This is a genomic window from Leptospiraceae bacterium (assembly GCA_016708435.1).
Classification (GTDB): domain Bacteria; phylum Spirochaetota; class Leptospiria; order Leptospirales; family Leptospiraceae; genus UBA2033.
In genome coordinates this window covers 200,451-215,675 of the sequence record JADJFV010000033.1, presented here as the reverse complement: position 1 = coordinate 215,675, position 15,225 = coordinate 200,451, and the positions used below count along the sequence as shown (strand labels likewise).

General features: G+C 36.1%; 14 protein-coding genes. 6 read left to right on the top strand and 8 right to left on the bottom strand.

Features of this window, described 5'->3' with window-relative positions:
* Positions 1–73: 73 nt before the first annotated feature.
* Together IPH52_21755 and IPH52_21750 are read left to right on the top strand one after the other, a co-directional pair.
* A complete protein-coding gene (locus IPH52_21755) occupies positions 74–853 on the top strand; it encodes a hypothetical protein (GenBank protein MBK7057626.1) in 780 nt (259 codons plus the stop codon).
* A gap of 57 nt (positions 854–910) precedes the next feature.
* Complete coding sequence (locus tag IPH52_21750) at positions 911–1,258, top strand: DUF1566 domain-containing protein (protein MBK7057625.1); 348 nt, start codon at positions 911–913, stop codon at positions 1,256–1,258.
* Between the two features lie 3 nt (positions 1,259–1,261).
* On the opposite strand, the gene IPH52_21745 is transcribed toward IPH52_21750, so the two are convergent.
* Positions 1,262–2,029 carry an NRDE family protein gene (locus tag IPH52_21745; GenBank protein ID MBK7057624.1) on the bottom strand — a complete coding sequence of 256 codons (768 nt, stop codon included), beginning with the start codon at positions 2,027–2,029 and terminating at the stop codon, positions 1,262–1,264.
* Between the two features lie 15 nt (positions 2,030–2,044).
* Entirely contained in the window at positions 2,045–2,857 is an 813-nt protein-coding gene (locus IPH52_21740) for a hypothetical protein (protein MBK7057623.1), read from the bottom strand.
* A gap of 283 nt (positions 2,858–3,140) precedes the next feature.
* On the opposite strand from IPH52_21740, the gene IPH52_21735 reads away from it, so the two are divergent.
* Positions 3,141–3,734 (top strand): hypothetical protein, encoded by a 594-nt coding sequence (locus IPH52_21735; GenBank protein MBK7057622.1) that lies wholly within the window; start codon positions 3,141–3,143, stop codon positions 3,732–3,734.
* A gap of 111 nt (positions 3,735–3,845) precedes the next feature.
* Entirely contained in the window at positions 3,846–4,580 is a 735-nt protein-coding gene (locus IPH52_21730) for a hypothetical protein (protein MBK7057621.1), read from the top strand.
* Here the strand turns inward: IPH52_21730 and IPH52_21725 are convergent.
* From IPH52_21725 to IPH52_21705, 5 genes are read right to left on the bottom strand one after another with little or no spacing between them, the layout of a single operon-like run.
* Positions 4,577–5,077, bottom strand: coding sequence for a hypothetical protein (locus IPH52_21725; protein ID MBK7057620.1), 501 nt, complete (start codon positions 5,075–5,077; stop codon positions 4,577–4,579). The two genes, IPH52_21730 and IPH52_21725, sit on opposite strands and share 4 nt — an antisense overlap.
* Entirely contained in the window at positions 5,050–5,820 is a 771-nt protein-coding gene (locus IPH52_21720) for a nitroreductase family protein (GenBank protein ID MBK7057619.1), read from the bottom strand. Before IPH52_21720 ends, IPH52_21725 begins: the two co-directional genes overlap by 28 nt.
* Before the next feature lie 10 nt (positions 5,821–5,830).
* Positions 5,831–7,348: an NAD(P)H-hydrate dehydratase gene (locus tag IPH52_21715; GenBank protein MBK7057618.1), complete on the bottom strand. Its 1,518-nt coding sequence runs from the start codon at positions 7,346–7,348 to the stop codon at positions 5,831–5,833.
* A 56-nt stretch (positions 7,349–7,404) separates the two neighbouring features.
* Positions 7,405–7,710, bottom strand: coding sequence for a YceK/YidQ family lipoprotein (locus IPH52_21710; protein MBK7057617.1), 306 nt, complete (start codon positions 7,708–7,710; stop codon positions 7,405–7,407).
* The gene (locus IPH52_21705) at positions 7,700–9,604 is read right to left on the bottom strand and encodes a propionyl-CoA synthetase (protein MBK7057616.1); all 1,905 of its coding nucleotides are present in this window, start codon (positions 9,602–9,604) and stop codon (positions 7,700–7,702) included. The genes IPH52_21710 and IPH52_21705 overlap by 11 nt, the downstream gene beginning before the upstream one ends.
* 229 nt (positions 9,605–9,833) lie before the next feature.
* On the opposite strand from IPH52_21705, the gene xrtK reads away from it, so the two are divergent.
* The gene (xrtK, locus tag IPH52_21700) at positions 9,834–10,361 is read left to right on the top strand and encodes an exosortase K (protein ID MBK7057615.1); all 528 of its coding nucleotides are present in this window, start codon (positions 9,834–9,836) and stop codon (positions 10,359–10,361) included.
* Positions 10,339–13,188, top strand: a complete 2,850-nt coding sequence (locus IPH52_21695) for an MSEP-CTERM sorting domain-containing protein (protein MBK7057614.1) — start codon at positions 10,339–10,341, stop codon at positions 13,186–13,188. Before xrtK ends, IPH52_21695 begins: the two co-directional genes overlap by 23 nt.
* Before the next feature lie 70 nt (positions 13,189–13,258).
* Here IPH52_21695 and IPH52_21690 read toward each other — a convergent pair whose 3' ends face one another.
* Complete coding sequence (locus IPH52_21690) at positions 13,259–15,091, bottom strand: sulfatase-like hydrolase/transferase (protein ID MBK7057613.1); 1,833 nt, start codon at positions 15,089–15,091, stop codon at positions 13,259–13,261.
* Between the last annotated feature and the right edge of the window lie 134 nt (positions 15,092–15,225).

Genomic DNA, 15,225 nt, shown 5'->3' with positions numbered 1-15,225 from the left:
TCTAGATGTTGAGATCCCCGACAGAAAATTTCGGGGATGACAGTCTATTGTTATATTGATAAAAAGTAGATTTATGATTACAAACAAAATTCTTATTTCATTTCTCATGATAGCTTTATTATCTTGTTCAAGTAAAGATGCGGTTAAGGCGGATAAGCCGAAAGGGACAAGAGCTAGTGCGCGAGGGGAAGTGGAATTATCCCCTTCACAATTGACCAAAGGATTTGTAGAAGGAATTTCTTTTATTCCTTATCTCTCCAAGACAAAACTTCTTACTATCAACGATATATTAAACAAGACAAAAATTAAAGTCTCTCTCGAAGTAGCCTATGAGTATGCCTATGACAAAAAATTAAAGGAAGCAAAAGCTGACGGCGATACAGGACAAGTATTCAAAGACATGAAAGACGCCACCGAACACTTTCAAAAAATTCTAAAGCGTTATGGTTTAAAGAACTACAGCCAATACGTATTAACCGCTATTGATACAGATAAAAATTATATGCTCTATGCTACAATAGAGCGCAAAGTGAATTTCATCAAAGTCTTTGCAAAAGAAAATAACACGGTATTGTCCTTAAATCCAGATGATCCAAAATACTATGAGCCATACGAAAAGGATACACTTGATAATCCGCTAGATACAATTGTAGACTTCGGCGCTGTTATTAAAAAAGATGCATTCACACAAAAGACTCAATCCATTCTACTTACAATGGCGGCCAATTCAGTCTTAGAAAAGAAAAAATCTCCCAACTACTGGTCTATCGAAAAGCGTTGGCTCAAGGGTGATACACAAGCAGTCATGGAAGAAAGGGAAGCTAGTATTGATAAGAGAATTGGCTTGGAATAATGATTCTTTGCCACTGAGACACGGAGGCACAGAGAGATTTATTTAGGATTTATTCAAATGAAAAATTTGGTCTTTATTATCCTCACCCTACTCTTGAGTCTATTCAATGTAGTTTTATTCGCAGAAGAGAAACCGAAAGAATGGAGTGAATACCAAGGAAAGCTTTCTTGGAAAGGTGCAACTATAAAATGTGAAAGCATTGGCATGAGACTCCCTACCATACAAGAATTAAAAGTAGCGTATAATACTAAGTTGCCTAAAGCATGGGAAGAGAAAGGGGATTACTATTGGACTGCTCATGAGTATTCGAGAACTTTTGAGGATGCTTATTGTTTTAATATCATTTCTGGCGAGCATAGTATTAGTTACAGACATGTTTATAAACATGTGCGATGTGTGCGGTGAGTTTTAAATAGAAAAAGTATAACTAACTGAGAATTCATTTGTTGTATTTCCTTTGTAGTCATAGGTTCGTTCATAGAAGCTAACAGAATTATGCCTGTCAAATAAAAGAAGAGCAGTGGAGCGGGTGCCGTAGACCTGGTCTTGCAGAAAGATAGAAGAAAGAAATCTTTCCTTTTCAAGTCCGACACCTGTATCTGGCAAGAGAGAATCAGGAGCCTTGGTCTCATCTTTCATAATTGTAAATAAATCTTCTTTTTCAAGTTTAGAATTGAGAATATAATTCTTTAGACCTTCAATGCCACGACTAATCTTAGGCCAGGGTGAATTCAAATACGCATTGCTCAAGCCGTGAAATCCTGTTTCTAATTTCTGGGTCTGGTTACTAACGTTATTATATACGAATAACTCTTCTCGATTTCCAATTAATATATTATAAGGATTATACTTGTCTTTATTGGCAACAAGCAAATCCAAATAATCCGCTGAAGAAAAATTGGAAGTCAAATAGTCTCTTACAAGTAAACCACGAGACTGTCTGCCTTCTTTGTGTAGCGGTATATCCCGATAATTCGTAAGAGCGGAAATTATTCCCTGTCTAGTAAGTCCAAGCCAAGTTCCACCTTCCTTTTCATCTCTACCCGCAAGTAAATCAGGATACTCTTTCCAGAAGTGCGCGCTAGTAGTTGGTCTTTGTTGAAACTCATCTCGGTTAGCAAGGATGATAAGCGGATAATTCCGATGTTGCTCAATAGCTAAAAAAAGAATACACATAGAAAACCTTCGTTCTTATTGGATTTGTATCTTGTCGCCCTTTCGTATAACTTGAAATACCTTCTTTGCTTTAAAATCGAGTGTTAAGTAAAAGGTTTCCTGCTTTAAACTATTCAAGTATTCATTGTGTTTATTGTCCCAAAGTGAAGAGCGTTCAGGATCAAAGTCTGCGTATATCTCTGCTTTCTTTTTTAGATCATAGCCTTTGTATAAAGTGCACTGAATAGAAATAATTCCGGGCAATGTTTTTATGCGAATTGGATTTTCTTTCAAGGTAGATTCATCAATGTATTTGTGTATTGTCCTTGCAGAAGAGTCTGATTGCAAATGTAAAAAACTATTTAACAAACTCTTGTCTAGGTTTAATTGTAATTCACTGAGAGCTTTTGTATACTCTCTCTCTTTAATTTTTTCGAGTGGAGTAATGATATTATCCCATTCTTTCTGCCAATTTGATTTTATTCGACTACCACTTTGACTCACTTCAACCGATCCACCCTTCCATGAGATCGAAAGAGAAACTCCATCATAATCGTGCATCATATCATCTGCATTTTCTATTCTATTTAATTTGTTTTTCACAAAAGATCGGTAAATTGCTCTTAGCTCCTCAGAAGTAAGACTAAAACTAAATTCATTTTCCTTTTGGATAAATTGATCTTTGTATTTACAATTCTTCACACTCATCTCCATGGAGAACCCACGCCCTGCATGACCGAGCGGTTTATAATAACGAATCACAATATCTTCTGGCATTGTATCGGGTAACGCATCTGCATAAGCCAAGTTGGACAAAACTAAAAAACAAAATAGGAATAAATATTTCATAAACTCACCTTACGCAAAGTAATAAAGCTATTGAATTTTTAATAGAATTAAGAATATTATATAAATCTAATAAATTAATAGCCCGCGATAGCTCGGCTGCCGGTGAGCGACTTAGCGATGGGGGGACGAACCCACCGTTAGGTGTAACCCCACTTTCAGCGCTGGGCACGCTGATGACTCACCTTGCGTAAGGTGAGTCATAAAGCTTAGTTTTTCAATTCTATTAAATTCTGTCAAGAATAAGGAGTTGAATAAATGCAAGAGATATAATCTATTTCATTCTATGAAGAGATTTTATTCCATTTTTACTGTAGCATACTTGTTATCAGCCGCTTCGCTCTTGGGTTTCGAACGAAAGGAAGGCGATTTGATTCTAGAGAAATTAAACCCACCAGATACCTATTGGGAAGTGCCGGAGGGAAGTTGTGGAGAAGCCTGCATTTGGTCAATCACTCAATCCCTTAAAATCAATATTTCCCAACCAGAAATCAATGCATTTGTCAATCCACCCAATAGAGGAATTCACTCTGGCGAAATTATTAAAATTCTTAAGAAATTAAAAATACCATTTGTCAATCTCTCTTCTACCGTTTCCGATCCATCCGTTTTCATAAAAAAGAAAGTAATCGAAAATATAAAAGCGGGTAATCCCGTGTTACTCGGTGTAAAGATTTATCCTGACGAAAATCCTAAATGGGTTTGTGATCATTTTATCTTAGTCGTTGGATACAATGCACAAACAAAAGAATTAATCTACAATAGCAATGACGAAAGAAACCGAATTACACAGAGTAAACTCTTAAACAAAAGAAATGGTTATTCCATCTTACATAAATCCAAATACATCTACGCCCTTCAAATCAACACAGGCGGATAACGTCAATTTTCCACAAATCGAAATACATTTTTGCTTTAAAATAAAATATACCATTAGATTATAGTTAAAATTCATCTTGCGCAAGGTGAGTTTTAAGCAAAGGAGAGTTAAGTGAATCATACTACAAAACTAATCATAATCATCGTGCTCGTAACCACGCTCGGATATTGCAAAAAAAAGGAAGAGCCAAAGCCAGTAGAAGAAGCTCCCACTGCAATAGAGACAGAGCCAAGACAAGCAGAGATTGCAAATCCTTCTATTCCAAGTCCAGCTACTTTCATCAATATAAAAGAAGCGAAGGGAGATTTGGATGGAGACAAAGAAGACGAATTAGTCGCTGTCTATGACACGAAACGCGAAGGTGATTTAGGCACTGAGCGAGAGATTCACATCTTTAAGAAGAAAGCGGATAAGTGGAATTTGCTCCATAAGAGTATCGGTGCAGTATTGCAAAGTAAAGGCGGGGGAATGATGGGTGATCCATTTGAAGAGTTGACTATTGAAAATGGTGCAATCGTAATTCGCCACTTCGGAGGTTCAAGGGAAAAATGGAATTATACACATAGATATAGATTCCAAAAAGACAATTGGTTTTTAATTGGTGCCACTTTGGTTTTTAGCTCTCCCTGTGAAGCTTCGAATACGTATGACTACAATCTATCCACCGGCAAAGTGGATGTAACCGATACCATTGAATCTTGTGATGAAGCAGGAGAGCCTAAAGGCAAACCCAAAACGAAAACGTCATCCGCCATAGTGAAATCACAAAAGCCAGTATTGATGGATGGATTTAGTCCAGGTAATCAAGAAGTCAAAATTTCAAAGGATAAGAGTTTTTTCTTTTAAATTCCACCATATCGCATAGCTACCATGCATAAAATTAAAAGCGCATACGAAAATAGAAGAATTGTCCCTGTAAAGTAAATACGAAATAGAGTTTTCTTTTTTGTGATTTCATCTTTGCAGGGAATGTGAATTAGGTTATATCCATAAAATCTACCGATCAAAACCATGGTCATCGAAATAAGAATCGCGAATGTAAAATTTCTTCCGTAAGGCGTAGAGAGTGAATCTATAGTATCAATTCCTCCAAAATAAATTCCTCGAATGATACCGAGCATAATAGACGTTGTCCCAAGCATTCCAAGCAAAGAAGCGCTTGCCTTCTTAATTGCATGACTGAGAGGAATAGCTTCCACTGAGTTTACTTTCACAAAAGAAGGCCAGAGAATGAAATACATAAAAAGAAAGCTGCATAGCCAGAGGCTTCCAGTGATTATGTGCAGCACCTGTAAGACTAATAAAAGAGCCATCTTTATTTGAATACTTCGTTCGATGTCCATTCGGATAATGGCAAACGGTCAGGAGATGTCCAATCCAGAACTGGTCGAATTTCTTTCTTTGGCTTATGACCTAGTCTCATAAGAGCTACCATTTCATAGTCATCTTTGCATTCTAGCATTTTAGAAATTTCATTCCATATATCCGGAACTTCCATAGGCATCGACATAAATTGCATTCCTATATTTAGGCTAGTTGCCATTAGCCACATATTCTCGACTGCCATTCCTAGAGAGAGTGTAGAATAAAAAGCAGAGTTGTCGTTATGGTTATAGTCTTCTTTTCTTAAAAACATGGCAAGACACACTGGAGAACTCTCTACTAGCTTTTTATTTTCTGATCCCAATAGAACTGGAACTCCTCTTTCTCGAATCAAACTGAGTGACTTATTTGTAATGATAAAGTTGATAATTTTCTTAAGAACGTTAGGCACATTGTCAACCTTCATACCCATCCCATTCTTAATTGTCTCACCTCTAGTATCATGATAAAAATACTTTCCGTATTTTTTCCAGAACTCTCCTCTTTGCATCGCGATACGCATTGCATCTCCACAATACTCGGCGAGTTTCTTCTTTCGCGCGGGGTTTTGGATAATAACGATTTTCCACGGTTGACTATTAAACTGAGAAGGTGCTTTGTTAAATGCCTTGAGTAGCATTTCTAACTCTTCTTGTGTGACCGGTTCATTTGTATGAAATCCATTGTAAGCATGTCGATTTTCAATTGCAGTTAATAAATCCATTTTCATTCCTTTATCTAGAGATTAATAAAAATGATTTCCCTAAGTAGGAAATCAAATCAGACGGTAACAGGCTTTCTTCACTCATATCTTTTGCAGCTAAGTCTCCTGCCAGTCCATGAAGATATACACCAAGCAGACAAGCGTCTAATGGCAAATATCCCTGTGCAAGTAAAGATGTAAGAATACCTGTGAGCACATCTCCACTTCCTCCTGTCGCCATACCGGGATTACCCGTTGAATTAAAAAATAAATCTCCGGTCGGAGTTGCAATTGCAGTGAATGCTCCTTTTAATACTATGTATAACTTTCTGTCTACTGCCATCCTTTGCAATAGATTAAGCCTTGAAAAATCATCATCCACCGTGCCAACTAGTCTTTCGAATTCTTTTATATGTGGGGTTAATATGCTATTAGGCGGAACAATATTCAGCAGTTCTTCGTTTTCTGATAATAGATTGATTGCATCTGCGTCAATTACCATTGCAGTCTTCGTATTCTGCAAAATATTTCTTAGACAAGCCAGCGCCTTTGGAGCCTTTCCTATGCCCGGACCGATTCCGATTGTATCAGGTTGGAGGCTATCCCATTCCAATGCCTCTATCGTTTTCTTTGATTTGCCGCTTACTACCATTGCTTCTGGGACAGATGTTTGTAAAATATCTACTCCGCATTTTGGAACTTGCACTGTCAGTAGTCCAATGCCTGCTCGTAAACACCCATTAGCCGCTAATACTGCCGCTCCCATTTTTCCATAAGAGCCTGCGACTAACAAGGCTCTACCGAAACTACCTTTATGAGAAAACTTTTTTCGTTTTTTGTAAATACTCTTTATTAAATTTGCATCAATATAATACTGATTCGTTTTTTCTTCTGAAATAAATTGAGAGGAAAGACCTATGTCTACAATCTTCCACTCTCCTACTCGCGCAGAATTTTCTGGCAAAAGAAAAGCCAGTTTAGGAATCTGAAATGCGATTGTATAATCAGGATTAACCACTGTTTTGTGATTGGTAATCTTATCTGCATAGAGTCCAGAGGCAATATCAACGGAAACAATTCTTAGACCGGACTGATTCATGTATTGAATTGCATCAGCAAGTAATCCCTCCGGCTCCCTAGTTAAGCCGGAGCCTAGAAGTGCATCTATTAAGATTGCATTCTTATCATTCAATTCTTTTTTATCAGATAGAATTTCGTCTATAGATCGAATGTCTTTTTTGATTACAGCTTGCGGCAAACGCTCGTAATTCACTTTAAAGTCGTCACTTGTTGTATTACTATGCCAGATGATGTAAACTTCTACCGAATAATCCTCATTTGCCAATAACCGTGCAATCGCAAGACCATCTCCCCCATTGTTTCCAAGTCCCACCAGAATACGAATAGGATTTTTCGAATCGAAATAAGTCGTAAACCATTTCACAAAAGAAAGAGAAGCACGCTCCATCAATTCGATAGATAAGACGGGCTCGTTTGCTATTGAATAAGCATCTAGTCTACGGATTTGCTCTACATTGAAAATTTTCATTGAATTCATAGTGTTTTTCCCTATTTTATTGAAGGAGTTAATGATTATTTACCGCTTTATCCATCATAACAGGCAATAGGAAATTCCATCATCTGACGATGCCAACGACTCATTCCTGCGGCAAACGGCAAAGAGATTGGAATTAAAAGAGTATCGAGTAGAAAAGAAAAGGGAAGATCGAAAATGTAAATCAAATCATAAGTAACACCATTTTCCATCATCATCCCTATATCACACCTTGTCCCTGAATAAAAAACGGGTGCATTTTTTTTATGCCAGTTAGGAATTGAAATAAGAGTCGCGCAATTTTGTAATACCATAAAAGATACTATGGCGACTACTGAATAGACTTTACTTTTCAAACGCCTTACCAAGCTTAGCCGCTCTTAGGTATTCAATAATCTCGTCTAAAATAACAGGATCATCGATGGTAGATGGAACAGAGTATTCTTCTCCATCAGCAATTTTACGCATTGTCTTACGAAGAATTTTGCCCGAACGAGTCTTAGGAAGATGCTTGACTAAAATGACATTCTTGAATGTAGCAATTGCACCAATCTCTTCACGGATAAGATGAATTAGCTCTTTTTCCAATTCATCATACTCATGGACTACTCCATCCTTCAATACAACAAAACCAATAGGGACTTGACCTTTCATTGCATCTTCAATTCCAATCACAGCGCACTCAGCCACAGCAGGATGAGAAGCAAGAATTTCTTCCATCTCACCGGTTGATAATCTATGCCCTGCTACGTTAATTACATCGTCAATGCGCCCCATTACAAATAAGTATCCATCTTCGTCGATATATCCACCGTCGCCGGTAAGATAGAATCCTTCGTAATGACTTAAATAAGACTTCTTAAAATTATCCGCATCTTTCCAGAGCGTAGGTAAACATCCAGGAGGAAGTGGGAGTTTAATCACGATATTCCCCTTCTGACCGGTCTTCACTTCCACACCTTCTTCGTCTAGAATCCTTACGTCGAAACCAAACATTGGTTTTGTCGCAGAACCAGCCTTAGCCGCTATCGGTTCGATTCCCATTAGATTTCCACAAATCGCATATCCAGTTTCTGTCTGCCACCAATGATCTATAATAGGAATTTCTAACAACTCTTTCGCCCAATCATAAGTAGGCGGATCTGTTCTTTCACCTGCGAGGAATAAATATTTCAAAGAGCGTATATCGTATTTGTTTTTAAGGTCTCCATTTGGGTCTTCTTTTCGTATCGCTCTAAATGCAGTCGGAGCGGTAAATAGCACATTAACCTTATGCTCGGAAATAACTCTCCAGAACGCACCCGCATCCGGAGTCTTGACTGGCTTTCCTTCATAGAGAATCGTAGTGCAACCAAAAAGAAGTGGTGCATATACAATATAAGAATGTCCGACTACCCACCCTACATCAGACGCAGCCCAAAACACGTCTCCCGGTTTAACGTCATAAACAGCTTCCATGCTAAGCTTCATTGCTACCGCATGACCGCCGTTATCCCGAACTACTCCTTTCGGTTTTCCTGTTGTGCCAGAAGTATAAAGAATATAGAGTGGATCTGTAGCGTCTAATTCGACGTAGCCTGTAGGCTCTGCATGCTCCATTACATCATTCCAATAATGATCTCTTCCTGTGTGCATTAAATCTTCAATGTCGGGACGCTGGCAAATAATCGTATGCAAAGGTTTGTGCGTAGCTTGATGGATTGCTTCATCCAGCATTGGTTTATAAGGAAGGATTTTATGAACTTCAACTCCATAAGAAGCACTTATAATTAGCTTTGGTTTAGAGTCATCAATTCGAACGGCTAACTCATGAGGGGCAAATCCTCCGAAAACGACAGAATGCACTGCACCAATTCGTGCACAGGCAAGCATAGCGATTACTGCTTCTGGGATCATCGGCATGTAGATAATCACCGTATCCCCCTTCGATACAGAAAAATGTTTTAGGACTCCAGCAAATTTTGCAACTTCATCTCTTAACTGGGAATAGGTAAATTTCTTGATTTGATTTGTTACGGGTGAATCATAAATTAGAGCAGTCGCATCCCCTCTTCCTTTTTCGATATGATAATCAAGGGCTAGATAAGAAGTATTTAATTTTCCGCCTTCAAACCACCTGTATAAACCGTCTTGGTCTTTTGATAAAATGCTCTTCGGTTCTTGAAACCATTTTATAATTTCTGACTGCTCTTTCCAAAATTGTTCTGGATGTTGAATAGATTCGTTAAATAAATCCTTATATTTTCCCATGCTATATAATTCCTCACTATTTCTAATAAAGAATTTAACAACTCGTATCCACAAGAAAAATAAGATTAAAAAGAACTAAAAAAGTTTATGATTTTTATCACCCATTTGAATTATGTCTTGCCAATTCAATTGTATTTCTTCTATTTATTCAAATAGGCTTGATTGGTTATAGCAATTTGTCATAGTTCTACAAGCTCACTATGACAAATTACAATAAGGTCATCTACATATGAATAAAAATACTTTCTATTATCTCTCCATTGCATTTCTATTTATTTGCTTTAAGTATTTATACTCAATAGCAGATAACAGCCATTTGGCGTTTTTGCTAAATCCAATCAGCATTGCAATTGAGCAAATGACTGGCTCTAGCCCAATTTTCATTCCAGAGAAAGGATTCTTTTATCCAAATCTAAACATCCTAATCGATAAATCCTGCTCTGGTTTTAATTTCTGGATGCTTTGCTTTACTCTGTTTAGTTTTCATTTCATTCAAAATCGCAAGAATAATTCAATTTTTCTTTATTTACCCTTTCTACTTTTTGTTACCTATCTAATGACTTTGCTGACAAATACTTCTAGAATATTAATTTCCATCAAGATACAAAGTCTTTTTCATTTTACACTTGCGGATAATCAATTTTTAACGCATGAAGCCATTGGCAGTTTTATATTTCTTTTCTTTTTTATAATGTTTTATCTTTTAATCCATTTTATTTTTTTGAAGGACTCACATGAAAACCTTACTCAATCCTAGATCACTTCTCCTATTCACAACAGCGCCGGGGCTACTTCTTTTTTATCTCTTGTATAATAAGTATACTCTCATCCATAGCTTGCTTGAAGATCCGGCAAAGCTTATCTGGCTCTATCTGGGTATTTCTTTTGTGACCTTACTCACAATGACTAGCCTATACGCTTTGTATTTAATCAAGAATAAGTTAGAGATTTCTATCTATTATGCGTTTTTTTCTTTAACTGGATATATATCAATTCTATATGCGCAAACTTATCATTATGCAACCATCCTTCCCTTTTCAATTCCACAATGGATGGTTTCCGATGAAGTGTTTTTTTATGCGGGAACATTTTTAATGCCAACTTTAATTCACAATGTATTTATCTTAGTAGCCTGGCTTACTCCAGAAGAAAGACAAAGTAAGAATTGGCTTAATTTTCTATTTGCAGTCTCAGTTCCGGCTATTTGGTATTTGCTACTACAAGTGATATTACCACTCTGGCGTCACACTTCTTTTCAGTATGAGACTCATGTGATAACGGTCTTTTTTATTATTGGAACGGTTTTATTTTTACTCTTTATTATTCGCGGTATCTATGTCCTAAGTGTAAAGAAACAGGAAACCATTTCCAAATACCAACTCCTCTGGAAAATTCCAATTTCTATTGTATTTCCTCTTTTGGGACTTGCGATTAACAATGGTCTTGATATAAAAAATCTTTCATTCAGAGAAAATGAAGCCGGCATCTTCGGTGACTTCAATGGTCTCTGGTTTTATATTTTTGCATTTGCCAATGGAGTGTTTGTATGCTTACCAAATTTAGAAAATAAAATCTATAGATTCACTCTATTTATTCTAAGAGCGGTTACTTTTTCGTATACGCTCTATTTCTTTCTGGTATTTCTTCCTTATCTTCCCCTTTCTATTCTAGCGATTATTGCGTTTGGTCTCGGCTTTTTAATGCTGACTCCACTTCTATTGATTGTGATTCATGTAAATGAACTCTATTCAGACTTTCATTTTCTAAAAGATAAATTCTCGCAAAAGGTTCTAATCCTTTTTTTCACGGTGGGAATATTTGCATTACCCGCTCTGATTACATTTCAATATTATAGCCATAGGACAACTCTTGCGAATACGCTCAGTTATCTCTACACTCCCGATTATTTGAGAGAGTATAAAATAGACCGACATTCCTTGCTTAAAACAATACAAACCATCCACAACTTCAAAGCACGAAATAGAGGACAAAGTTTTTTAACAGTAAATCAAAAGACTCCTTTTTTATCTTCTTATTTCAATTGGATTGTATTAGACAATATGACGCTTTCTGAATCCAAAATCCAATTCATAGAAAAAATATTCTTTGGAAAAACCGAGATTTCATTGAATCCATTTTCAGTAAATCAATTCAATAATTCAGGAGTTAAAATTTCTAATGTTAAAACGAAAAGCAGTTTTAATTCAAATACAAAGACATGGACTAGCACGATTGATTTAGAAATTAAGAATCTAACCGATATGAATCTATCCGAGTTCTCTACTCAATTTACTTTGCCGACAGGAGCATGGATTAGCGATTACTATCTATTTGTCGGAGACAGAAAAGAAAGTGGAATACTCGCAGAAAAGAAAGCGGCTATGTGGGTGTATTCGCAAATCTTAAATGCTAGAAGAGATCCCGGAATAATATACTATACCAGTGGAAATGAAATTGCCTTCAAAGTGTTCCCATTTAACGCAAGAGAAATTAGAAAAACGGGAATGGAGATCATTCATAAAGAGCAAGTAGAAATAACTTTAGATGGAAAGAAGATTTCTCTCGGAGAGAAAAATGCAGATTTACCTTCTAACCTAAACGAAAAAGTAATCTATGTTTCTAGCCTAGAGAAAATACAATTACCAAAAACACAAAGGACTCCTTATTTTCATTTCTTAATTGATACTTCCTTCGAAAAGCAAATACAAAAGGATAAATACATTCAAAAGATTGAATCCTTACTAAAAAGCAGCAAACAGGAATTAGCTACTCCAAGATTTAGTCTAGTAAACCAATATACAAAGAATATTTCTTCTGCAGATTGGAAAAATCAATTGAGTAAAACTGAATTTACCGGCGGATTTTATTTAGATAGAGCCATTCGCCAAACACTAGCGCAATCTTACGAAGAGAACAAAAAAGAATTTCCGATACTGATTGTAGTAACAGAAGATATGCAAAGCGCAGTGATTGAAAAAAACTTTTCTGACCTTGCCATTGCTTATCCTGAAACTACCTTTTTCTACGAAGTAAACGAGCAAGGAAAACCAATCGCGCATTCTCTAAAGCATAATCCAAATTTGCCTTTGTTAAATCAAACTAGTATTTCTTTTGAGCCATATGTTTATACGAAAACTTTATCCAATGGACATACTGCTTATTTACCGCTTGATGCTAATCCATCTATCATTCTCCCCAATTCTAAGTTTGAGATTCTTCCTTCTGATATTAAAGCCAAAGACTGGAACTCGGGACTCTACTTACAAGGGAAATGGATTTCGCATACACTCCATCCAGAAATATCGGAAACAGAATGGTTGCCACTCGTGCGTTATAGTTTTATTTCGAAGTTTCTAACTCCTGTCACTTCGTATATGGTAGTAGAAAATGAAGCCCAAAAGGAAGCACTCAAACGCAAACAAGAACAGGTGCTATCTTCGAATAAGTCACTAGACGTAGGCGAAGATGTGCAGAGAATGTCAGAGCCTAATCTTTATTTGCTGCTCGGAGTATTCGGAATTATAATTTGGATTCGTAATTATCTGTTGCAAAGACAAAAGAGAAATGAGGCTAATGGTATATAGAGTTGTTGCATAATTGTCACCATGACAATTATTTCAATTTCACGACACTAATGTTAGTAGACAGAAATGATTATAAATTAGAAAGAATCTCTGAACAAACTGTGCATCCATTTAGCTCATTTCTCATTTCTAATTTTTTCTTTTGGTCTTGCTCGCCCCAAATATTTTTACTTTCGAAATGATCTAGCCTTATATTATACAATTCTTCCTTCTTGGGAATCGAATTTATTTTTAGAATATAATGCATATCATTTCGAATGTAACTAATTCCTACTTTGTATAATGAAATTTCGTTGTTGTTTGAAATAATAATCGTTCTATCAGAGGAAATCTCGCCTAATAGTGATTTACCACCAAGCTGAACTGTTTTAAAATTATCCTTATTGGATTCAAGGAGTAAGTCTACAACCGTTGGAATTATATCTAAGTTCATTACATTCTTGTGTGTATTTGTGTATAACTTTTCTAGTTGCGATTCTTTTTGTAGAGATTTGGGAATATAAATCATCATAGGAATCGAAACTGCTTCTAAATAATAACTCTCTATATGTCCAAGGTAATTGTGTTCGAGTAGAGATTCTCCATGATCGGAAGTGATGAGTATAATGGTATTATCCAGTGTTCCTGATTCAGAAAGACTCTTGAACATAGACTCCATCAGTCTATCAAAATGATAAACAGAATTGTCATACATATCCCTTACATCATTTCCATCCCACTTCTTTGAACTTCCCGGAACAAAAAAAGGAAAATGATTTGTATTCAAATGAAGAACGCCAGCAAATGTCTTTTTTTCTACTGCAAGTTTTTTAATATGAGAATCAAATGTTAGCAATGTCTTTCTATCATCAATTCCAATGTCGTTATATATGGATTCACCACTAGTCTCTCTATTATACAAAAAATCAATACCTGAATTCGATAAATATCCGTTTAGATTATTCCATGCCAGACTATGAGAGGTGATATAAAACGTATCCATCTCTGCTTTTTTTCCATACTCCCAAAATACGGGATAAGAATGAGTATCTGCTGCTGATTGAACTGGAGAAGCTCCTGTCAGTATACTTGGAAGAGAAATCAAAGTCGAGCTTGCATTGGAATAAGCATTTTGAAATAGGAAAAATTCTTTCGGTTTAGAAGAAACAACTCCCTTCAAAAATGGAGTCGTCTCTCTTTCATAATTGTATACACTTAAATGATCTCTGCGTAGACTTTCTGCTACTACAAGTAAAATATTAAACTTAGGCTTACGGATATTTTCCCGTATGGATGTTTTCGTTCTAGACTGTAATCCAGTCGAGCCCATTTGAGAAGAGGAAAGTCTATTGAGAATGTTTCTAGAAGCAAATGCAATCGTATTTACATCGGATACATAAAGTTGATCTTGAAATCTTGTATTGAATGTAATGATAGTAAGTAAGGATAAGGAAAAAATGCCGAGGATAACAATGATTGTCTTTCCAACTCGGCTAAAGGGTAAGTTTATTTGGGAGAATTTACAAATTATGAAAAAACTGAAACTAGTGAGGAGCATATAAATAAAAAAACTAAAAATGGAAAGTGAATCTTTGAGAAGTGTAAAAGAATTCAGCGGCTCCTGAATCATATAATGAAATACAAAATAATTAGGCAGCATATTCGCGCGGAAAAAATATCCGTAACTGCCAATTAGAGAAAAGGAATAAATAAGTGCAATCAAGAAAGCCAAGAAATAAGAAACTGCTTTCGGTATCTTTCTTGCGATTTGATTTAAGAAGAAAAGAATAAAGAGATAGAACAAGAAAGAACCAGCTATGGATAATAGATAGTATCCTCGCATACGCGAATTAAATTGAAGTAATATATCCTTACGAACTAATAAATCGGTCAAAAGGACTAATACTGGTAAAAATGCTAGCAAATGGAAATTTCTTAGTATTTTCATAAAATAACAAAGGAAACAAATAATACAATTTATGTTTCCTATCCTTAAACAGTAGACTACCCTGTCAAACAAAAAGTTTCCAAAAAAAATAGTTGGAAACCCTTTTATGG

Bases quoted from the DNA above. Each gene is read 5' to 3' on its own strand.
- IPH52_21755 (MBK7057626.1), top strand. From the start codon at position 74: ATGATTACAAACAAAATTCTTATTTCATTTCTCATGATAGCTTTATTA.
- IPH52_21750 (MBK7057625.1), top strand. From the start codon at position 911: ATGAAAAATTTGGTCTTTATTATCCTCACCCTACTCTTGAGTCTATTC.
- IPH52_21745 (MBK7057624.1), bottom strand. From the start codon at position 2,029: ATGTGTATTCTTTTTTTAGCTATTGAGCAACATCGGAATTATCCGCTT.
- IPH52_21740 (MBK7057623.1), bottom strand. From the start codon at position 2,857: ATGAAATATTTATTCCTATTTTGTTTTTTAGTTTTGTCCAACTTGGCT.
- IPH52_21735 (MBK7057622.1), top strand. From the start codon at position 3,141: ATGAAGAGATTTTATTCCATTTTTACTGTAGCATACTTGTTATCAGCC.
- IPH52_21725 (MBK7057620.1), bottom strand. From the start codon at position 5,077: ATGGACATCGAACGAAGTATTCAAATAAAGATGGCTCTTTTATTAGTC.
- IPH52_21720 (MBK7057619.1), bottom strand. From the start codon at position 5,820: ATGGATTTATTAACTGCAATTGAAAATCGACATGCTTACAATGGATTT.
- IPH52_21715 (MBK7057618.1), bottom strand. From the start codon at position 7,348: ATGAAAATTTTCAATGTAGAGCAAATCCGTAGACTAGATGCTTATTCA.
- IPH52_21705 (MBK7057616.1), bottom strand. From the start codon at position 9,604: ATGGGAAAATATAAGGATTTATTTAACGAATCTATTCAACATCCAGAA.
- xrtK (MBK7057615.1), top strand. From the start codon at position 9,834: ATGAATAAAAATACTTTCTATTATCTCTCCATTGCATTTCTATTTATT.
- IPH52_21695 (MBK7057614.1), top strand. From the start codon at position 10,339: ATGAAAACCTTACTCAATCCTAGATCACTTCTCCTATTCACAACAGCG.